The 19,378-nt window shown below is 75.6% G+C and carries 21 protein-coding genes and 1 tRNA gene; 11 read left to right on the top strand and 11 right to left on the bottom strand.

Annotated elements, in window-relative coordinates; genetic code table 11:
* Both E9529_RS03550 and E9529_RS03545 read right to left on the bottom strand, forming a co-directional pair.
* A partial coding sequence (locus E9529_RS03550; RefSeq protein ID WP_236829721.1) for a hypothetical protein occupies window positions 1-357 on the bottom strand: 357 nt, incomplete at its 3' end.
* 103 nt (window positions 358-460) lie between these two features.
* Window positions 461-1,807: a threonine/serine exporter ThrE family protein gene (locus tag E9529_RS03545; RefSeq protein WP_236829720.1), complete on the bottom strand. Its 1,347-nt coding sequence runs from the start codon at window positions 1,805-1,807 to the stop codon at window positions 461-463.
* A 183-nt stretch (window positions 1,808-1,990) separates the two neighbouring features.
* Here E9529_RS03545 and E9529_RS03540 point away from each other — a divergent pair, with 183 nt between their 5' ends.
* Window positions 1,991-3,595 (top strand): BCCT family transporter, encoded by a 1,605-nt coding sequence (locus E9529_RS03540; RefSeq protein ID WP_236829719.1) that lies wholly within the window; start codon window positions 1,991-1,993, stop codon window positions 3,593-3,595.
* A gap of 81 nt (window positions 3,596-3,676) precedes the next feature.
* Window positions 3,677-3,750 (top strand) — tRNA-Met (locus E9529_RS03535).
* 150 nt (window positions 3,751-3,900) lie between these two features.
* On the opposite strand, the gene E9529_RS03530 is transcribed toward E9529_RS03535, so the two are convergent.
* The 9 genes from E9529_RS03530 to coxB all read right to left on the bottom strand — a co-directional run bounded on the left by E9529_RS03530 (window position 3,901) and on the right by coxB (window position 11,583).
* Complete coding sequence (locus E9529_RS03530; protein ID WP_236829718.1) at window positions 3,901-4,191, bottom strand: hypothetical protein; 291 nt, start codon at window positions 4,189-4,191, stop codon at window positions 3,901-3,903.
* 172 nt (window positions 4,192-4,363) lie between these two features.
* Window positions 4,364-5,638: a cytochrome b N-terminal domain-containing protein gene (locus E9529_RS03525; RefSeq protein WP_236829717.1), complete on the bottom strand. Its 1,275-nt coding sequence runs from the start codon at window positions 5,636-5,638 to the stop codon at window positions 4,364-4,366.
* Complete coding sequence (locus tag E9529_RS22550; RefSeq protein WP_236829716.1) at window positions 5,635-6,459, bottom strand: ubiquinol-cytochrome c reductase iron-sulfur subunit; 825 nt, start codon at window positions 6,457-6,459, stop codon at window positions 5,635-5,637. Before E9529_RS22550 ends, E9529_RS03525 begins: the two co-directional genes overlap by 4 nt.
* Window positions 6,456-7,265: a c-type cytochrome gene (locus E9529_RS03515; RefSeq protein ID WP_236829715.1), complete on the bottom strand. Its 810-nt coding sequence runs from the start codon at window positions 7,263-7,265 to the stop codon at window positions 6,456-6,458. The genes E9529_RS22550 and E9529_RS03515 overlap by 4 nt, the downstream gene beginning before the upstream one ends.
* Window positions 7,262-7,657, bottom strand: coding sequence for a cytochrome c family protein (locus tag E9529_RS03510; protein ID WP_236829714.1), 396 nt, complete (start codon window positions 7,655-7,657; stop codon window positions 7,262-7,264). Before E9529_RS03510 ends, E9529_RS03515 begins: the two co-directional genes overlap by 4 nt.
* Window positions 7,654-8,124: a hypothetical protein gene (locus E9529_RS03505; protein WP_236829713.1), complete on the bottom strand. Its 471-nt coding sequence runs from the start codon at window positions 8,122-8,124 to the stop codon at window positions 7,654-7,656. Before E9529_RS03505 ends, E9529_RS03510 begins: the two co-directional genes overlap by 4 nt.
* On the bottom strand, window positions 8,121-8,729 hold the full coding sequence (locus E9529_RS03500; protein WP_236829712.1) for a cytochrome c oxidase subunit 3: 609 nt from the start codon (window positions 8,727-8,729) through the stop codon (window positions 8,121-8,123). Before E9529_RS03500 ends, E9529_RS03505 begins: the two co-directional genes overlap by 4 nt.
* Window positions 8,726-10,630 (bottom strand): cytochrome c oxidase subunit I, encoded by a 1,905-nt coding sequence (gene ctaD / locus E9529_RS03495; RefSeq protein WP_236829711.1) that lies wholly within the window; start codon window positions 10,628-10,630, stop codon window positions 8,726-8,728. Before ctaD ends, E9529_RS03500 begins: the two co-directional genes overlap by 4 nt.
* On the bottom strand, window positions 10,627-11,583 hold the full coding sequence (gene coxB, locus E9529_RS03490) for a cytochrome c oxidase subunit II (protein WP_236829710.1): 957 nt from the start codon (window positions 11,581-11,583) through the stop codon (window positions 10,627-10,629). The genes ctaD and coxB overlap by 4 nt, the downstream gene beginning before the upstream one ends.
* A 147-nt stretch (window positions 11,584-11,730) precedes the next feature.
* On the opposite strand from coxB, the gene E9529_RS03485 reads away from it, so the two are divergent.
* The 9 genes from E9529_RS03485 (at window position 11,731) to E9529_RS03445 (ending at window position 19,374) form a co-directional block, all read left to right on the top strand.
* Window positions 11,731-12,372 carry an ATP-binding cassette domain-containing protein gene (locus E9529_RS03485; protein ID WP_236829709.1) on the top strand — a complete coding sequence of 214 codons (642 nt, stop codon included), beginning with the start codon at window positions 11,731-11,733 and terminating at the stop codon, window positions 12,370-12,372.
* The gene (locus tag E9529_RS03480; protein ID WP_236829708.1) at window positions 12,369-13,049 is read left to right on the top strand and encodes a heme exporter protein CcmB; all 681 of its coding nucleotides are present in this window, start codon (window positions 12,369-12,371) and stop codon (window positions 13,047-13,049) included. Before E9529_RS03485 ends, E9529_RS03480 begins: the two co-directional genes overlap by 4 nt.
* A 74-nt stretch (window positions 13,050-13,123) precedes the next feature.
* The gene (gene ccsA, locus E9529_RS03475) at window positions 13,124-13,855 is read left to right on the top strand and encodes a cytochrome c biogenesis protein CcsA (RefSeq protein ID WP_236829707.1); all 732 of its coding nucleotides are present in this window, start codon (window positions 13,124-13,126) and stop codon (window positions 13,853-13,855) included.
* Window positions 13,856-13,946: 91 nt separating this feature from the next.
* Window positions 13,947-14,360 carry a cytochrome c maturation protein CcmE gene (locus E9529_RS03470; RefSeq protein ID WP_236829706.1) on the top strand — a complete coding sequence of 138 codons (414 nt, stop codon included), beginning with the start codon at window positions 13,947-13,949 and terminating at the stop codon, window positions 14,358-14,360.
* On the top strand, window positions 14,357-16,354 hold the full coding sequence (locus E9529_RS03465; protein WP_236829705.1) for a heme lyase CcmF/NrfE family subunit: 1,998 nt from the start codon (window positions 14,357-14,359) through the stop codon (window positions 16,352-16,354). The genes E9529_RS03470 and E9529_RS03465 overlap by 4 nt, the downstream gene beginning before the upstream one ends.
* Window positions 16,351-16,893 (top strand): redoxin domain-containing protein, encoded by a 543-nt coding sequence (locus E9529_RS03460; protein WP_236829704.1) that lies wholly within the window; start codon window positions 16,351-16,353, stop codon window positions 16,891-16,893. Before E9529_RS03465 ends, E9529_RS03460 begins: the two co-directional genes overlap by 4 nt.
* Window positions 16,890-18,080 carry a cytochrome c-type biogenesis protein CcmH gene (locus tag E9529_RS03455; RefSeq protein ID WP_236829703.1) on the top strand — a complete coding sequence of 397 codons (1,191 nt, stop codon included), beginning with the start codon at window positions 16,890-16,892 and terminating at the stop codon, window positions 18,078-18,080. The genes E9529_RS03460 and E9529_RS03455 overlap by 4 nt, the downstream gene beginning before the upstream one ends.
* On the top strand, window positions 18,077-18,475 hold the full coding sequence (locus E9529_RS03450; RefSeq protein ID WP_236829702.1) for a hypothetical protein: 399 nt from the start codon (window positions 18,077-18,079) through the stop codon (window positions 18,473-18,475). Before E9529_RS03455 ends, E9529_RS03450 begins: the two co-directional genes overlap by 4 nt.
* Window positions 18,472-19,374, top strand: coding sequence for a cytochrome c oxidase assembly protein (locus E9529_RS03445; RefSeq protein WP_236829701.1), 903 nt, complete (start codon window positions 18,472-18,474; stop codon window positions 19,372-19,374). Before E9529_RS03450 ends, E9529_RS03445 begins: the two co-directional genes overlap by 4 nt.
* Window positions 19,375-19,378: the final 4 nt, after the last annotated feature.

Raw genomic sequence — 19,378 nt, 5'->3', positions numbered from 1 at the left:
GGGGACGAGTGCGTGCTCCGGTGGGCGGGGCCGGTTGGTCAGCGCGGCCAGGAGGGTGTGCGGCCGGGTGCGGTCGTGCTCCGGCACCGGGGAGCCGTCGGCCACCGGGCGGGCCGGCGCCGCCGGGAACGGCTCGCGCCGCGGGGGGTGCGCCGGATCGGGGAGGCGCAGCTCGGCGAGGTCCTTCCACGTCGAATGCCGCAGCCCGTCCACGGTGCACCGCACGCGGGCGGAGACCCGGCCGTCGGGGGTGTGCCGCCAGCCGAGCAGCTCGCCGGAGTACCAGATGCCGCGGTGGTGGATCTCCACCGGCTGCGGGTCCCCGACGAACCTGCCCGCCGTTCCGTCCCCCGCCACGAGCCGGACTGTAGGCGGGGCGGTCGCGGGGGAGCCGGAGGCGCGCACGGTCCTCCGCCTCGGCCGTGGCGGCCCGTCACACCGTTCACACGGGTCCGGGCCGTCAGCTGGGCGAGGCCTGCCGCCGGCGCTCCGACCGGCCCCCGGGGCGTACCGCGCGGGCCTGGACCAGGCCGGTCAGGCGCCGCTCCCCGGGCAGGCGGGTCCGGCGGAGCGCCTGCGCCACGTACTCGCCGAGGAGCGCCCCGGCGGCCAGCGCCAGGCCGACGGTGATCGCCGTCCCGAGCATCGTTATGCCGCCGAGCGTGTCGCCCTCGGTGAGCCGGCGGAGGCCGCGGTAGATGGTCAGCCCGGGCAGCAGCGGGATGATGCCGGCCGCCACGTAGACGAGCGCGGGGACCCGCTGCCGGGCGGCGAGCGCGAAGCTGCCCAGGCCGATGGCGACCGCCGCCGCCGCCGTCGCCAGCGTGACCGAGAGCCGCGCCTGGTCGAGCCCGGTGAAGACCGCCCAGCCGAGCGCGCCGGCGGCGGCGGCCGGGGCCAGCGTGCGCCGGGGGGCGTGGTTGGAGACGGCGAAGGAGGCTGAGATCGCGGCGGCGGCGGCGAGCTGGAGCGGGACGTCCGCGAGGCTGCTGGACGGCGGGTCCCACATCGCGACCGGCAGGCCCAGCCGCACCCCGATCGACAGGCCGACGGCGACGCCGCTGATGATCCCGGCCGTGAGCAGGAACGTCTCGAAGGCCCGGGCGCTCGCGGTCACGTAGAAGCCGGTGATGGCGTCGTGCACCGCGCCGACGAGCGTGACACCGGGCAGCAGCAGCACGATCCCGCCGGCCACGACGAGCGAGGGGCGGACGCCGATGTCCGCGGCCACCAGCGCGAGCGCCACCGACGTGGCGATCAGGCCGCCGACGGCGTTGAGGAAGAACGTCGGCAGCCCGCGGCGGCCCAGCCGGTCGATGGCGAGGTCGACGAGCACGGTCGCCCCGAAGGCGGCCGCCGTCACCACGGGGCCTGCGCCCAGCAGCACGGCCACCGCGGCGGCGAGCAGCGCCCGGGCTCCGGTCACGACCCACCGCCGGTAGGGCTGCCGGCTGGTGGACACGGACTCCAGGCGGCGGTCGGCCTCCGCCGGGGTGACGCGGCCCGCGGCCAGGTCGCCGACGACGTTGTGGACGGCGGTGGCGCGCGAGTAGTCCAGCTCGCGCTGCTGCACCAGGCGCAGACCGCTGACGGGCCCGGCCTCCTGGTCGGCGTGGCCGGAGACGGTGATCGAGGTGAACGTGATGTCGCACTCCACCCGCCGGAGGCCGCAGGAGCGGGCGACGACCGTGCAGGTGGCGGTCACCTCGGCGGCGCTGGCGCCGGCGGACAGCAGCAGCTCGCCGGCCCGGAGGGCCAGGTCGACGGCGCGGTGGGCGTCCTGCGGTGCGAGGGGCTGCGGTGGCACCCGTCCACGATCCCCGACGCCCGGGCCGCCGCGGGGGTGGGGCTCGTCACCCCCGGGAAGATGCGTTCTCCGGTGCGTGCTGCAACTCTGGATGATCGTGCCGTCCGCCGGGTAGTACCCGCCCGGCGGTGCACGCCGGTCGTCAGCCGGCAGTCCCGTCCCCGACCGAAGGAACCGCCCCTCGTGCGAAGAACCTCCGCCGTCTTCTGGGCCTCGTTGGCCGTCGTGCTCCCCTTCATCCTCTGGGGGGCCTTCTCGCCCTCGTCGCTCGACTCCGCCGCGAACGCGGCCCGATCCTTCGTCGTCGACCGGTTCGGCTGGTTCTACCTGCTGACCGCGACGATCGTGCTGGTCGCCGTCATCGTGCTCGCGGCGACGCGGTGGGGGCGGATCCGGCTGGGGGCCGACGCCGACCGGCCGGAGTACAGCACCGGCGCCTGGTTCGCGATGCTGTTCAGCGCCGGGATGGGCATCGGCCTGGTGTTCTGGGGCGTGGCGGAGCCGGTGTCGCACTTCCTCACGCCGCCGACGGCCACGCCGGAGAGCACGGAGGCCGCCCGTGACGCGCTGCGCTACTCCTTCTTCCACTGGGGCCTGCACCCGTGGGGCATCTACGCCGTCCTGGCGCTGGCCCTGGCCTACGCCCGGTTCCGCCGTGGCTGGAAGGCGACCATCAGCGGCGCGCTGCGGCCGGTCCTCGGTGACCGCGTCGACGGCCCGCTCGGCACGGCCGTGGACACCGTCGCCGTCGTCGCCACCGTGTTCGGCGTCGCCACCTCGCTCGGCCTGGGCGCCGCGCAGATCAACGGCGGGCTGAACTCGCTGAGCGACGGCATCGCCATCGGCTCCGGCGTGCAGCTGGCGATCATCGCGGTGGTGACCGTCCTGTTCCTGATCTCCGCGCTCTCCGGCATCAACCGCGGGATCAAGTGGCTCTCGACGGCCAACGTCGTGCTGGCCGTCGCGCTCTTCGCGTTCGTGCTCTTCACCGCGTCGTCCGGCCGGCTGGTGGGTGCGTTCACCACGACCCTGGGCAGCTACTTCGCCGAGCTGCCCACGATGAGCCTGCAGACCGGCCCCTTCGACGCCGAGCGGTCGGACTGGATCAACGGCTGGACCATCTTCTACTGGGCGTGGTGGATCTCCTGGTCGCCGTTCGTGGCGACGTTCATCGCGCGCATCTCGCGTGGACGCACCATCCGCGAGTTCGTCATCGGTGTGCTGGCGGTGCCCACGCTGGTGAGCGGCCTGTGGTTCTCGGTGTTCGGTGGCGCCGGCATCCTCGCCGAGCAGGAGGGTGCCGGGCTTGCGGGCCAGGCGACCGAGTCGCAGCTGTTCGCGCTGCTGGACACCCTGCCCGGCGGCGTGATCGCCGGCATCGGGGCGATGATCCTCATCGTCACCTTCTTCGTGACCAGCGCCGACTCGGCCACGTTCGTCCTCGGCTCGCTGAGCAGCCGTGGCGGGCAGGACCCGGCACGGGTGGTCAGCGTGATCTGGGGTCTGGTCATCTCGGCCTCCGCCGCCGTCCTGCTGGTCAGCGGGGGTCTGGGTGGGGTGCAGACCGCCTCCATCGTCGCGGCGTTCCCGTTCGCGATCGTGCTGCTGCTGGTGCTCGTCTCGCTGGCCAAGGGGCTGGGGCAGGAACCGCGCTTGCCGCGCCGGGCCCCGGAGGAGGCGCACACGCCGGTCACGGCCACGTCGGCCGACGGCTCCACCGCCAACGGGTCCGCCTCGAACGGGGCGACCGCAGCGCCGGCGAAGGCGGGCACGGCCGGCACCTCCTGAGGTCCGCGCGGTCCCGCGGTCGGCTCCCGACCGCGGGACCGCGCGACCTGCCACCGCTCGTGCGGTACGGTGGTGGAACAGCGCGGGGTGGAGCAGCTCGGTAGCTCGCTGGGCTCATAACCCAGAGGTCGCAGGTTCGAATCCTGTCCCCGCTACGAAGGTCAGAGGCCCTGCCCGGATCCACGGATCCGGGCAGGGCCTCTGTCGTGTCCGGCGTGCGCCGATCCGCGATGACGGCACGGGCGCGGTGCGGCCCGCGGGGCGCGGGGCGCGGGACGAGGGACGAGGGCGTCAGGTGGGCCGGGTCACCCGGGCATGACCGCCGTGGGGACCGGCTGCACCGGGGTGCTGCCCGTTCCACCGGCGGTCGCCCCCGCCTCGGCGTGGTGGGGTGCTGCGCCCCCGGCCCCCGCTGCGCCCTGCGCGTCGGCGGCCGACCGGCCGAGCAGCCAGACGATCAGCAGCACGGCGAAGATGACCACGATGACCCCGACGGCGAGGGCGATCATCCGCCGCCGGGCAGCCTTCCAGCCCCCCATGCGGGACTGCGGATCGTGCGGTCGACCGTTGCCGCGGCGGTCTCCTCCTGCGCTCATCGGTCCTCCCGATACGGCCGAGTTCGGTTCCGGGTCACCCGGGCGGCCCGCCCCGGCGTGCGGCCGGACGCCGCCCGCGAGAGGTGCGACGTGACCGGCACCAGTCGCGTACCCATCGCCCGGTCCTCCCAACGCGCATGGGCGTCGCCCGCCTGCGGATCGGCTGACCGGCTCAGGCCGGCTGCTGCCGGGACCGCCGCCGGGCGTACCAGAACGCGAGGACGGCGAGCACCGGCGGAGCGACGACGAGGGATCCCCGGAGCACCCGGATGACCGTGGCGACGGGCGCGCCGATGACCTGGGCGAGCACGTCGCTGGCCGCGCCGAGCGACAGCAGCACCGTCACGGTCACGAGCAGCGTCACGAAGGCCACCCGGACGGGCGCGTGGAAGGGGTGCTCGCTGAGGTCCTGCTCGGCGGGGGATCGCCGCCGGAACAGGCCCTCCAGCAGCGGGTAGAGCAGCGCCGCGCCGCCCAGGAGCACCGGCAGCAGGACCCCGCCGAGCAGCGGGTTGGTGATCGTCGCGCCGAGCACGGTGACGTCGACGGCCGGGAGCAGCAGGATGGCCCCCTCCATCGGGAACAGGTACCAGTCCGGGTACATGTCGTTGCCGGCCACCCCGGGCAGGAACGGGCCGATGTGCGTGACGTCCCCGAAGGGCACCAGCGTCGCGGCGAGCACCACCAGCGCGCAGACCAGCGCCGTCAGCAGCGCGGCGCGCGACCGCAGGCCGACCCCGGTGGGCACGGCGACCAGCCACCGGCCGCCGGTGTCCCGCCGGCGGGGGAGGACCGTGTGCCGGTGGCGGACCACCAGCCAGAGGTGCGCGGCCAGGCCGAGCATGAAGGCCACCGGCAGGAGCAGGACGTGCAGCCAGAACAACCGGGCGACGACGTCGTCGACGTCGGGTCCGGCGAACACGAGGTCGGCCAGCTCCGTGCCGACGTAGGGGATGCTCCCCGCGATCGTGTACCCGATCCGGACGCTGCTGCCGGTGACCACGTCGTAGACGAGGTTCTGCCCCGTCCAGCCCAGGGCGAGGGCGAGGGCGAGCAGGACCAGGCCGACGAGGTAGTTGACGAAGCGGCGTCCCCGGAACGCGCCGGCCAGGAGGACGCGCAACGCGTGCAGCAGGAGCGCGGCGACGAACAGGTAGCTGGCCGCGCGGTGCACCCGGCGCAGCAGGAGCCCCCCCGGCACGTCCTCCTCGATCGCGACAACCGACGCGAACGCGGCGGGCAGATCCCGTCCGGCGTACAGGGCGGCCGAGCCGTCGTACTCCACGAGCTCGGTGGAGGGTTGGTAGAAGAAGGTCAGCACCACGCCGGTCAGCAGCAGCACCACGAACGAGACCACCGCGACCGGTCCCAGCAGGAACGACCAGTGCGTCGGCACGAACAGCTCGCGCAGCCACCGGGGCCGGGCGGGGGCCTCCTGGACGGTCATCCGCGCACCGGCCCGATGGGGGTCGCGAAGCCGTCCGTCGCGACGAGGAAGCCGTCGTCGTCGACCCCCAGGGGGAGCTGGGGGAGCGGCCGGGACGCCGGGCCGAACGTCGGCACCGCACCCCGTGCCGCGTCGAAGGTCGCCTGGTGGCACGGGCAGAACAGGGAGTCGGTGTCCTCCTGGTACAGGCCGACCGGGCAGCCGGCGTGGGTGCAGATCTTGGAGTACGCCACGATGCGGTCGCCGACGACCCAGTCGAGCACCGTGGGTGGCTCCGCCTCCTGCGTCGCCAGCCGGACCAGCACCACGGCGGAGAGGTCGGCGCGGACGGAGCCCTCGGGCCAGACGGTGCCGAACCCGCCCACCGGCACGTCGGTGGCACGGATGCGCTGCCCCTCGGCGGTGACCAGGTGGACGCCGCGCCGCCACGCCGTGACCGGCCCCCCGTCCCGGCCGGACCACGCCAGCAGCCCGACGCCGGCCAGCGCGCCGATGCCGAGGCCGCCGAGCCCGCCGAGGACCCACCTCCGGCGCACCGGGGTGGCGACCGCGGCCGCCGCGGCGGTCGCCACGGGGGCGTCGCCCGGGTGGCGCTCGTCCGGCCAGACCAGCTCCTGCGCGACCGGCCCGCGGAGCTGCCCCACGACGACGGCCACGGCCAGCAGGGCACCGGTCAGCGCCAGCCCCAGCGCCGCGGTCGGCCAGCCCAGGAACACCCCCGCGACGAAGGCCACGAGCAGGGCGGCGGCGACGGCGCCGACGCCGACCGGCACCGGACGGCGCAGGCGGTCCCCGGCGGAGCCGGGGCGGACCCCGGTCACGGCCGCGTGCCCCCTGCCTCCTCCGCCGGCGGATCGTCCGGCAGCAGGTCCGGTCGCCGGCCGCGCCGGGCGACGACGAAGAGCGTCCCGACGACGGTCAGGGCCAGCAGCGCGGTGAAGACTCCGCCGTACACCCGGCCGATGTCGGACAGGCCCAGCGGCGTGGTCTCGGCGTCGGAGAGGTCCTGCACGTAGGCGGCGATGTCGGCGGCGTCCTGCTCGCTGATCACCTCGTCGCCGAACCGGGGCATCTCGAAGGGGCCAACGCGGAGGGCCTCGACGATCCCGGTGGGGTCGATCCCGGTGACCTCCGGGGCGATCGTCCCGTCGGCAGAGATGCCGCCGTTCCCCGCGGCGCTGTGGCAGGGCGCGCAATTGGTCAGCCACAGCGGCTGCCCGCGGCCGGGGTCACCCGGCCCGACCTCCGGGATCCCGCCGGTCAGCTCGAACTCCCCGGCCATCCAGGCGACCACCGCTTCGCGCTGCTCGTCGGTGAGCTGCTCCTCGACCGCGCCGACCTCCCGGTGCAGGAGCGGCATCCGTCCGGTCCGGATGACCAGGTCGACGTAGGCGACCGGCAGACCGCGCAGGTCCGGCCCCGCCTCCACCCCGGTGCCGGGGATGCCGCTGCCGTCGTTGTTGTGGCAGATGCCGCAGTACCGCTGGTACACCGTGCCACCGGCCGTGAGCTCCGCCGTCTGCGGTGCGGGGGCGGCCTCGACCGGCGCCGTCGCCAGGGTGAGCCCCGCGCAGGCCAGGACCAGCGCCAGGACGAGCAGCCAGCGTGCCGGGCGGCGGGCGCTCACGGCGTCCCCAGGGAGTACAGGTAGGCGACGATGGCGTCGACGTCCTCGTCGGTCACGCCCAGGTCGGGCATGAGGTTGCCGGGGTCGATCCGTTGCGGGTCCTGGATCCACGCCGCGAGGTTCTCCCGGGTGTGGGGCAGCGTGCCCGCGACGGTCCGCCGCTCGACGATGGTGCCCAGCGGGGGGCCGACCCGTCCCTGCGGGCCGGCGACGCCCGGCACCTGGTGGCAGGAGGCGCAGCCGTACGCGCGCAGCAGCTCCCGCCCGCGCTCGGGGGAGGCCTGGAACTCCCCGTCGCGGCCCGTCGCGTCGGTGCAGGCCGTGAGCCCGGCCGCGGCGGCCAGCAGCGCCGCCGCCAGCCGGGCCCGGGATCCCCGCGGTCGCCCGGTCACCAGCACGGTCCGTACGCGAGGACGGGGGGCAGCGCCAGCACGATGAGGCCGACCGCGAGCAGGTTCATGGTGAGGCCGGTGAGCGCCAGCATCCGGTTGCGCGCGGGGCTGGGCACCGGGTCCCAGGCGCCGGCGGGGGGTGCCTCCTCCGGGTCGCGCCGGCGCCGCCACGGCAGGAGCGGCCGGGGCTCCGGGCCGGGCACCGCGGCGGACTCCGGCTGCGGCGGGAGGTGGCGCATCGCCCACCAGGACGCCCAGCTTGCGGCGACGGCCGCACCGGCGAGCAGCACGGTGAGCCCGACGAGGTAGGCGGGCAGGGCCGGGCCCTCGGTGGGGCAGGCGACCTCGATGGCCCAGTAGCCGGCCAGCAGGTGCAGCAGCCAGGCCGCGGTGCCGCCACCGACGCCGAACCAGAAGAGGATCGGGCGGCCGGCGGGTCGCTTGGTCTCCGGGGTCGCGGCGGTCACCAGAACCTCGGTATCAGGTAGAGGGTGGCGGCGACGACGATCCAGGACCAGACGACGAAGTACCAGTAGTGGGCGGCGGTCACCACCATCTCCTGCTCCCGCGGTCGCATGCCCCCGGACCGCACGCGCAGCAGGACGACGCCGAGCCCGAGCAGCGCCAGCACGGCGTTGACGTGGTGGAAGCCGGCGAGGGCGAGGAAGAGGGAGCCGTAGACGTCGCGCTGCGGGTCGACGTCGTTGGCCGAGTAGTCGGCGAACTGCACGGCCAGGAAGGCCACGCCCAGGGCGAGGGCGGCGGCCAGCGCGGCGGGGAACCGCCCGTCGCCGCGCCCGGCCCGCGCCGCGAGGTGCACCGCGGCCACGGGGACGGCGCTGAGCACGAGCAGGCCGGTGGCGACCGCCGTCAGCCCCAGCGCGGGGGCGGGGGCGGGAGCGGGCGGCCAGGTGTCGAAGCCGTCCCGGAGGTAGAAGTAGGAGAACAGCAGCGCCGCCAGCATCGAGACCAGGACGAGCTGGAGCAGCAGCATCCCCCACCACCCGGTGCCCCGGGCGATGTGCGGGGCCGGGCGCGGAGCGGCCTCCCCGGTGTGCCCGCTGGTCCTCACCGCTGGTCCTGCCTGTCCCAGATCCACGCGACGCCGGTGACGACGGCGGCGAGCACGCCGGTCAGGGCCAGTGGGTAGACGTCGATCATCGTGCCGATCAGGGCGACGGTGAGCGCGACGGCCATCACCAGCGGCCACCACGACTTCTGCGGCAGGGTGACCAGCTCCTCCGGGACGGCGTCGAGGACGCTGGTGAGCACCACCTGGCGCACGGGGGCACGCGGTTCGCGCAGCTCGTCCTGCCAGGTGGCCGGGTCGTACCTCGGCCGGAAGGGGCGGGTGTCCCAGAGGGGTGACCGGCTGGCGATCTCGGGGATGCCGCGGAAGTTGTAGGCGGGCGGCGGCGAGGTCGCGTACCAGTCGAGCGTCTCCCCGCCCCAGGGGTCGGCGCCGGCGCGCTCGCCGTACCGGGCCGAGTGCACCACGTTCCCCAGCGTCATGAGCAGGCCGAGCGTGAGGACGACGGTGCCCCAGGTCGCGATGGCCTGCGTGAGCTCCCACCCGGTGCTCTCGGCGTAGGTGTAGACGCGGCGCGGCATGCCCTGCAGACCGGTGATGTGCAGGGGGAAGAACGTGACGTTGAAGCCGATGAAGGTCAGCCAGAACGCGATCGTGCCGAGGCGTTCGTCGAGCATCCGGCCGGAGATCTTCGGCATCCAGAAGTGGATGGCGGCCAGGACGGGAAAGAGGATCCCGCCGATGAGCACGTAGTGGAAGTGCGCGACGACGAAGTAGCTGTCGTGCGCCTGGGTGTCGAAGGGCACGGAGGCGACCATCACGCCGGTGACCCCGCCGAGGACGAAGATCACGATGAACCCGACGACGTACATCATCGGGGTCTTCCAGACCGCCCGTCCCTGCCAGATGGTGGCGATCCACGCGGAGATCTGGATGGCGCTCGGGATGGGGATGAACAGGCTGGCCACGGAGAAGAAGGCGAGCCCCAGCTGCGGGATCCCGGTGGTGAACATGTGGTGGACCCACACGCCGAACGACAGGATGCCGATGGCGACGGTGGAGACCGCGATCAGGCTGTAGCCGACGATCCGGCTGCGGGCGAAGACGGGCACGATCGTGGAGACGATGCCGAGGCCGGGCAGCAGGATGATGTAGACCTCGGGGTGGCCGAAGAACCAGAAGAGGTGCTGCCAGAGCAGCGACTCCCCGCCGGCCGCCGGATCGTAGAAGTGCGTGCCGATCTTGCGGTCCAGCTCGAGCAGCACGCTGGCGACCACCAGCGGCGGGAACGCGAAGATGACGGCGATCCCCGTCACCAGCACGTTCCACGCCAGCAGGGGCATCTGGCTGATCTTCATGCCCGGCGCCCGGTACCGGAGGATCAGCACCACCAGCTCGATCGCGCCCGCGATGGTCGCGATCTCCACGAAGGTCACGCCGAGCAGCCAGAAGTCGATCGAGGAGCTCGGGGAGTACTCGGGGCCGGTGAGCGGGGTGTAGGCGAACCAGCCGCCGTCCGGCACCTGGCCGAACAGGAAGCTGCTGTACAGGAAGACCCCGCCGAGCACGTAGATGTACCAGCCGAACGCGGTGAGCCGGGGGAACGGCAGGTCGCGGGTGCCCAGCATCAGCGGCAGGAAGTACATGGCGAACGCTTCGCCCACCGGCACGGCGAACAGGAACATCATCGTCGTGCCGTGCATGGTGAACAGCTCGTTGTAGGTCTGCGCGTCGAGGAAGGTGCTCTCGGCGCTGCCCAGCTGCCAGCGCATGAGCACCGACTGGATGCCGCCCAGCCCGAAGAAGACGAACGCGGTGACGAGGAAGCGCTGGGCCACCTGCTTGTGGTTGAGCGCGGTGAACCAGCCGGCCGCCCCGGGCTGGGTGGCCCACGAGGCGGCGAGCCGGTCCTCGGTGGCGGGCGGGTCCTGGAGCGCGGTCACCGCAGGCCCTCCAGGTAGGCCAGCAGCGCCTGCAGGTCCTCGCCCTCGAGATTGCTCGGCGGCATGCGGACGCCGGACTTGAGCCCCTGCGGGTCGAGGATCCAGCCGGCCAGGTTGCCCCGGGTGTTCTCCAGCATCCCGGCGGCGATGGTGTCGCGCGTGGCCAGGTGGGTCAGGTCGGGTGCGAAGTCCGCGCCCTCGCTGACGTCCTCGATCCGGTGGCACTGCCCGCAGCCTGCGGCCAGGAACACCTCGCGGCCGGCCTCCGCCAGGTCGCTGCCCGGCTCGGCGGGGCCCGCCTGCAGGGCGCGCAGGTGCTCGGTGAACTCGTCCTCCTCCTGCGCGACCAGGACGAACTGCATGCGGGCGTGCTGGATGCCGCAGAACTCCGCGCACTCGCCGAGGTACCGGCCGGCCTCGTCGACCTGCAGGGAGAGGACGTTCGTGTGGCCCGGGAACAGGTCCAGCTTCCCGGCGACCGGGGGGACCCAGAGGCTGTGGATCACGTCCGCCGACGTCATCTCCAGCCGCACCGGCCGGCCCACGGGCACGTGGACCTCGTTCGCCGTCACGACGCCGGCCTCGGGATAGCGCACCTCCCACCAGAACTGGTGGCCGACGACCTCGATCGTCAGCGCTCCGGAGGGGGCGGGCCGGGAGGTGTCCACGCCCACCAGCAGGCTGTAGCCGAAGACGATCGGCAGCACGACGACGGGGACGACCACCCCCCACACGGCGATGAACGCCTTGGCGCCGCCGTCGTTCGCCCGCGGTTCCCGGCGAGCGCGGTGCCGCAGCGCCAGCACCAGGAACACGACGGTGGCCAGCCACAGCAGGCCACCCAGGACGACCATGAACCACGTGAGGCCGGCGATCTGCGCCGCCTCTGGCCCCACGGGGTCGAGCACCGAGCCCGGCGCCGGTGCCGCGACCGGAGCGGGTTCGGCAGGCACGGTCGCAGACCTCCGTGGCAGGTGTGCGGGGGAGCCCCTCGCCGAGCGCCCCGCTGCGGTCCCGGCCGACCCTAGCGGCTCCACCGGGCCGCACAACCGGACGAGGGTGCCGGGCCGTCCGCACCCGGTGGCACGATCCTGGCCACGATGACCGAGTCGAGCCCCGGCGGAGCGGAGCCGCCCGCGCTGTCCCTCCACGAGGTGGCCTGCCGGTACGGGAGCCGCACCGTGCTGGCACCCCTCACGCTGCGGCTCGCCCCGGGTGCGGTGTGCGCCGTCGGCGGGGCGAACGGCGCCGGGAAGACCACGCTGCTCCGGATCGCGGCCGGCCTGGTCGAGCCGACGTCGGGCAGCCGCTCGGTCAGCGGGCGGGCGCTCTACCTGCGCCCGGGCGCGGGCATGCGCCGCCGGCAGCGGGCGGTCGAGGCCGTCGCGTTCGCCGGAGCGCTGGCCGGCCGCCCGGAACCGGCGGTCTCCGCAGCGGCGGCCCTGGCGTCCTGCGGGCTCCCCGAGGAGCTGTGGCGGCAGGAGACCGGCCGGCTCTCCGCGGGCCAACAGACCCGGGTCACCCTCGCCGTCGCCCGCGTCGTCTCCCCGGCGGTGGTCTGCCTGGACGAACCCATGGAGCACCTCGACGCCGAGGGACGGGCCGCCGTGCGCGCGACGGTCGCGGCGCTCGCCGGGCGCGGGACGGCGGTGCTGGTCGCGGGGCCCGAGGCCGCGCACCACCTCGGTCCGGCCGACGCCCGGCTGGAACTCGCCGCGGGCGCCGTGACGGTGCTCGGGTGAGCGGCCGGCGCGCGGGGCTGCAGGTGCGACGACCGGGCACGCTGCGCACCGTCGCCGTGCTGGTGCGGAGGGACGCCCGGATCGCCCTGGGGGGCGTCGACGGTTTCGCGTCGGTGCTGCCCTTCGTCGCGGCCGGCGTCGTCCTGGCCGGTCTGGTGCTCGGCCCCGATCCGGCCGCGCTGCGGACCACGGCACCGGGACTGGTGTGGTTGCTCGTGCTGACCGCCGCCGTCCCGCTGGCCCGCCTGGTCGCCGCGGCGGAGCGGGACGAGGACTCCTGGGACATGCTGCGCGGCCTCGTCCCTCCCGGGGTGCTGCTCCTGGCCAAGGCGGTCGTCCTGTGGGGCGCGCTGGCGGTCACCTGGAGCACCGGGACCCTTCTCGCCGTCCTCCTGCTCGACGGCGCGGTGACGGTCGCCGGCTGCGCCGCCGCGGTGCTCGGCCTGGTGGGGGTCGCGGCGAGCCTGACGGTCTTCGGGGCCCTCCTGGCGGCCTCGGCCCGCGGTGCCGGGCTGCTGGCCGCGCTGGTGCTGCCCGCCGGGCTGCCCGCGTTGCTGGCCGGGACGCAGGCCGGGGTCGCCGACGAGCCGTGGCCGTGGCTGGCCCTCCTGGTCGCCTACGACCTCGTCGCCGGAGCGACCTCCTGGGCCGTCTTCCCCTTCCTCCTGGAGGAGTGAGAGGCTGGCCGGGTCCGCCGACCCGGCCGTCCCCAAGACCTCGAGGTCGGGACCGCTCGACAGGAGGAGCGCGCGTGCCCAGGACCCCGGCGCCCGGTGGAGCGCTCCTCCCCACCGCCGCGGTCACCGCCTCCGGGGCGGCGCTGGTGCTGGCGCTCCTCGTCGCGCCCGAGGACGCGGTGCAGGGGCCCGCGCAGCGGTTGATGTACGTGCACGTCCCCGCCGCCTGGGTCGCCTACCTCGCCTTCGCGGCCGTCCTGGTGTGCAGCGTCGCCTACCTCGTGCGCCGCGACCTGCGCTTCGACCGGTGCGCCCAGGCCGCCGCCGAGCTGGGGATCGGGCTGACCGCGCTGGCCATCGGGCTCGGCATGCTCTGGGGCCGCCCGGTCTGGGGGGTCTGGTGGACCTGGGACGCCCGGTTGGTCACGACGACGGTGCTGCTGCTGGTCTACGTCGCCTACCTGGGCGTGCGCCGGATGGCCGACGACCCGCACGTCGCCGCCCGCCGGTCCGCCGCGGTCGGCGTCGTCGCCTTCCTGAACGTGCCCGTGGTGCACTTCTCGGTCGTGTGGTGGCGGACGCTGCACCAGCCGCCCACCGTGCTCGGCCCCGAGGGCAGCCCGCCGATCGACCCGGTCATGGCGTGGGCGCTGGCGGCGGGCGTGGTCGCCTTCACGCTCCTGGCGGTGCTCGTCGTCCGGCGCCGGGTGGCCGGGCTGCGGGCGGCCGGGGCCGAGCCGGCTGCCGTCCCTCCCGCGGCCGGCGCCGCACCGGTCATCACCGTCGTCCCGGGGGGCGGGCGGTGAGCGGCCAGCTGGCGGTGGTCCTCGGCTACCTGCTCACCTCGCTCGTGTGGCTCGGGTACCTGTGGGCCACCCGCCCGGGGCGGGGCGGCCGGTGACCCGGCCGGCGCAGCGGCGCCGCACCCTCTCGCTGCGGCTCCTCGTGGTGGTCGGTGCCGTGGGTGGGGCGCTGGCCCTGCTGGGGGTCAGCGGGCTGGCCGACACGCTGGTCTACTACCGGACGCCGACCGAGCTCCTCGCGGAGCCGCCGCCGGAGGACGAGCGGCTCCGGCTGGGCGGCCTGGTGCAGGTGGGCTCCCTGGAGCGCGTCGGGTCGGAGGCGCGGTTCGCCGTCACCGACGGCGTCGCCACCCTCCCCGTCGTCTACTCCGGCGCGCTGCCGGCGGTGTTCGCCGAGGGGCAGGGCGCCGTGGTCGAGGGGTGGCTGGGGGGCGACGGCGTCTTCGTCGGCGACCTGGTGCTGGTCAAGCACTCCAACGAGTACCGGCCCGTCGGGGAGGCCGGGTGACGGCGCTGCTCGGGACCGCCTCGCTGGCCTCGGGGGTCGTCCTCGCGGTCACGGCCGTCGCGGCCTGGGTCGGGGTGGCGACCGGTCGCGTGCCGGCGCGGTCCGCGCGGCGGCTCAGCTACGCCGTGCTCGGTGCGGCGCTGGCGGCCGCCGCCGTCCTCGAGTGGGCGCTGCTCACGCACGACTTCGGCGTGCGGTACGTGGCGGAGAACGGCGGCCGCGCCGTCCCCCTGTACTTCCGGGTGACCGCTCTCTGGTCGGCGCTGGAGGGCTCGCTCCTGCTCTGGCTGGTCGTGCTCGCGGGGTACACCGCAGCCGTCGCGCGCCGCCCCGACGCCCGGGCGGCCCGGCACCACCCCTGGGTGCTGGTGACGCTGTCGGCCGTCGCCACCTTCTTCTTCGCGCTGGCGCTGTTCGGCGGCAACGCGTTCGAGCGCGTCTCCCCGGTGCCGGCCGACGGACCGGGCCCCAACCCGCTGCTGCAGGACAACCCGCTGATGGGCGCGCACCCCCCGCTGCTCTACCTGGGCTACGTCGGGCTCGCGGTGCCCTTCGCCTACGCGGTGGCGGCCCTCGTCACCGGCGACACCGGGCGGGGCTGGCTGCTCGCCGTCCGCCGCTGGACCCTGGTCGCCTGGACGTTCCTGACCCTGGGCATCGTCCTCGGCGCCTGGTGGGCGTACGCGGTCCTGGGCTGGGGCGGCTACTGGGCGTGGGACCCGGTGGAGAACGCCTCGCTGCTGCCCTGGCTGACCGCCACGGCGCTGCTGCACTCGGCGATGGTGCAGGAGCGCCGGGCGACCCTCCGGGTGTGGAACGTCTGCCTGGCGGTGGCCGGGTTCGTCCTCGTGCTGGTCGGCACCTTCCTCACCCGCAGCGGCATCGTGGACAGCGTCCACGCCTTCAGCCGGTCGACGCTGGGTGCGCTCCTCCTGGGCTTCATCGGCCTCGTCCTGGCCGTCGTGGCCGTGCTGCTGGTGTGGCGCGCCGACCGGCTCGGCCCCGACGGGACCCTGCACGCCCGGCTGTCCCGGGAGACGGTGTTCCTGGGCAACAACGTCCTGCTCGTCGGGCTGGCCTTCACCGTCCTCCTCGGCACGCTGTTCCCGGTGTTCGCCCAGCTCGCCGACGGCAGCCAGGTGTCGGTGGGGCCGCCGTACTACAACCAGATGGCGGTACCGGTCGCCCTGGTCGTCCTGCTGCTCATGGCCCTGGGCCCGCTGGTGTCGTGGGGCGGTGACCAGGTGCAGGCGCTCGCCCGCCGGGTGGCGGTGCCGGTCGCCGTCTCGGTCGCGCTGGTCGCATCGCTGGTGCTGCTGGGGGTCTCCGGGGCCGCGGCCCTGACCGCGTTCGGCCTCGCCGCCATGGTGCTGGCCACCTCGGTGCAGCTGGTCGGGCAGGGCACCAGGGTCGCCCGGCGGGCCACCGGCCGGTCGTGGCCGGGGTCGCTGCTGGAAGCGGTCCGCCGCCGGCGGCGGCTGCACGGCGGGCTGGTCGTGCACATCGGGGTCGCGCTGGCCGCGGTCGCCGTCGCGGCGTCCTCCTCGTTCTCGACGGCGACGGAGCAGCGGGTCGCGGTGGGGGACGCGGTGACGGTGGCGGGCTGGACGGCGCGGCTGGACGCGGTCGAGCGCGAGCGCACGGCGCAGGAGATGCGGGTCGTCGCGCGGGTCGCGCTGGTGGAGGACGGGCGGGCCCGGGGAGCGGCGGCGCCGGAGCTGCGCACCTTCCCGGCGCACGCGATCACCGTGGCCTCACCCGCGGTCCGCTCGACGTTCGGCGGCGACGTCTACCTGACCGTCACCGAGGTCGACCCGGACGGCGGCTGGGCGCTGCTCCGCATCGCCGTGAACCCGCTGGTGTCCTGGCTCTGGATCGCCGGTGGGGTGATGGCCCTCGGGGCGGTGCTCGCGGGCTGGCCCGCCCGCCGGGTGCGGGGGAGCCGGTCGGCGCCGGGGGAGCCCGTGCCGAGCCTGGCGCCGGGGGAGCGGTGAGCGGCCGGCGGCGGGCACTGCTGCTGGTGGCCGCCCTGCTCGCGGGCTTCGCGCTGGTGGTGCCGCTGGCCCTCGCGCTCGACCGCCCGCGCGAGGCGGCGTCCGCCACGGCGATGGTCGGCGGTCCGGCACCGGCGCTGGCGGGCACCACGCTCGACGGAGGCCACCTCGACCTGGTGGAGCTGCGCGGCTCGGTGGTGTTGGTCAACGTCTGGGCGTCGTGGTGCGCGCCCTGCCGGGAGGAGATGCCGCTGCTGGTGGAGACGGCCCGGCAGTGGGGGCCGCAGGGCTTGCGGGTCGTCGGGATCGACGTCAACGACGACGACGACGACGCGCGGGAGTTCCTCGCCGGGGTGGGTGGGACGCCGTTCCCGAGCGTCGTCGACGCCGACGGGCGGCTGGCGGTCGAGTGGGGGACCACCGGCGTGCCCGAGACCTTCGTGGTCGACCGGGACGGGGCCGTCGTCGCCCGGCGGGTGGGTGCGGTGTCCGCCGCGTGGCTGGCCGAGGAAGTGCTGCCCCTCCTGGAGGGGGCGTGAGCGGCCGGCTGCGGGTCGCGGCCGTCGTGCTCGCGGTCCTCGCGCTGGTGACCGCCCTCTGGTGGCGACAGGAGCCCGTCGCACGCACCGACCCGGCGGAGGCCGCCCGCGAGATCGCGACGGGGCTGCGGTGCCCCACCTGCGCCGGTGAGTCGGCGGCGGACTCGGCGGCGCCGGCGGCGCGGGGCATGCGGGCGGTCATCGCCGAGCGGGTGGCCGCCGGCGAGACACCCGAGGAGATCCGCGCGCACTTCGTGGCGCGCTACGGCGAGTGGATCCTGCTCGACCCGCCGCGGGAAGGCGTGGGCTGGGCGCTGGTGGTGCTGCCCGGCGCGGCGTTGCTCGGCGGCGTCGTCGCGGTCGGCGTCCTGGTGACCCGCCGGAGGCCCACCGGCCGACCCGCGCTGACGCCTGCCGACCGCGCAGCCGCCGAGGCGGCGGTGGCCGCCGCACTGGCCCGCCGCGACCGGCTCACCGGTTCCGGCGACGACGAGCGGCTGGAGGCCGCCCTGCAGCTGCTGGACGACGTGCGTTCCGGCTCCCGGACCGAGAGGGCCGCGCAGGCCGCCGAGGACGAGGTGCTCGCGGAGGTCCTGCGGATCACCTCGCCCGGGCCGTCCCCCGGCGAGGCACCGGCCGGACGGGACGTCGTGGACCCCGGTGACGCGCCGGCGCGGGCACGGCTGCCGCGGCCCGCGGTCCTCCTCCCGGTCGTGGCGGTGGCCGTGGTCGGCGCGGTCGCCGTGGTCGCCCTCCCGCGTGCGCTCGCACCCGCCGCGGCCGGGCCGGAGGAGCCGGCGGGCGTCCCGGCCGTCCAGGCAGGGGCAGCGGCGGCCGACCTCGCCGGCGAGCTGCTCCGGCAGGCCCGGCAACTGGAGGACGAGGGCCGGTTCGCCGAGGCGGCGACCGCCTACCGGGCGGTGCTCGAGGAGCGGCCGGGGGACCTGGCGGTGACGCTGTCGCTGGCCTTCGCGCTGCTCCGCGACGACCGGCCGGGGGAGGCCGTTCCCCTGGTGCGGACCGTCCTCGACGCGGCGCCCGAGCACCCGGAGGCGCTGCTCATGCTCGGCTCCGCCGAGCACGCCCTCGGGGACCCGGCGGCCGTCGCCACCCTGCGGCGGTTCCTGGAGCTGGCCCCCGGCCACCCCGCGGCGGACGCGGTGCGTGACCTGCTGGGGGAGCCGTGACCGCGCGCGCCGCCCGCGCGCTGCTCCCGCTCGTGCTCGTCGCGGGTCTCACCGGGTGCTCCGCCGAGGCCCCGCCGCCGCCGGCCGGCCCGCCGGCGGCCGAGCAGCGGGTCGGGCTGACCGAGTGGGAGATCGTCACCGAGGCGCGGCCCCTGTCCGTGGGTGCGGTGCGCCTCGTCGTGACCAACGCCGGGGCCGCGCCGCACGACCTCGCCGTCCGCGTCGACGGTGACCAGCGCGCCGTCACACCGGTGCTCGACCCCGGCGAGGTGCACGAGCTGGGGTTCACCGTGGCGGCGGACGAGCGCGTCGAGCTCTGGTGCACGGTGACCGGGCACCACGCCGCGGGCATGCACACGGTGCTCGACGTCGTCACCCCGGAGGCCGGGCCGTGAGCGGCCTGCGTCCCGGCAGCATGCTGGCCCACCCGCTGGGTGGTGGTGACGACTGGTCGTACGCCACGATCGTCCTGCTGGGGCTGGCCGCCCTGGGCTACACCTGCCTGCTGGCGTGGTCGGCCCCACGCCGCCGGTCCCCCTGGGCGGTCGCCGCCCCGGGAGCGGCGTGGCTGGCCGGTCTGACGGCCCTCGGTGCCGCGCTCGCCTCGCCGCTGGAGCGGCTCGCGGAGGACTCCCTCACCGCGCACATGGTCCAGCACCTGCTGCTGACCATCGTGGCCGCGCCCCTGCTGGTCGTCGCCGATCCGGTGCCGCGGGTGCTGAGCGCGCTGCCGCCCCGCGCCCGGGAGGTGGTCGCGCGGCCGTGGTCGGCCGTGGTCCGGGGTGCCCGCCGTCCCGGCGTAGTCCTCGTCGTCGCCGTGGGGTACCTCGCCGTCGTCCTCCTGTGGCACCTGCCCGACGCCTACGAGGCGGCCGTCCGCTCGGAGGCCGTGCACGTCGCGGAGCACCTGACCTTCCTGGCCGCGGCGGCGGTCTTCTGGTGGTGCGTGCTGCGGATCCCGCGCCGGCGGCTCGGTCAGCTGGTGGCCGGGCTGGTCGCCGTCGTCGTGCCGGCGTTCGGGGAGGCGGTGCTCGGCGGGGCCATGATGCTGTCGTCCACCCCCTGGTACGCGGTGTACGTGGAGACGGCGGCCGACCACGGCTTCGACCCGGTGGCCGACCAGCAGGTGGCGGGCGCCGTCCTGTGGGCCGCCGGCACGCCGGTCTACCTGCTGGCCGCCGTCGTGCTGGTGCTGCGGCTGGTGCGTTCCGCACCCTCGGACGACGGGCCGCCGGTGCCGGTCCCGCCCATGCCCGACCGGGCCCGCCCGGCGCTGGACGCCGCAGGCCGTTGAGCCC

Source organism: Blastococcus sp. KM273128, assembly GCF_021698975.1.
GTDB lineage: Bacteria > Actinomycetota > Actinomycetes > Mycobacteriales > Geodermatophilaceae > Blastococcus.
The sequence above is the reverse complement of the archived record's forward strand: the minus strand, read 5'-3'. Positions and strand labels throughout refer to the sequence as shown.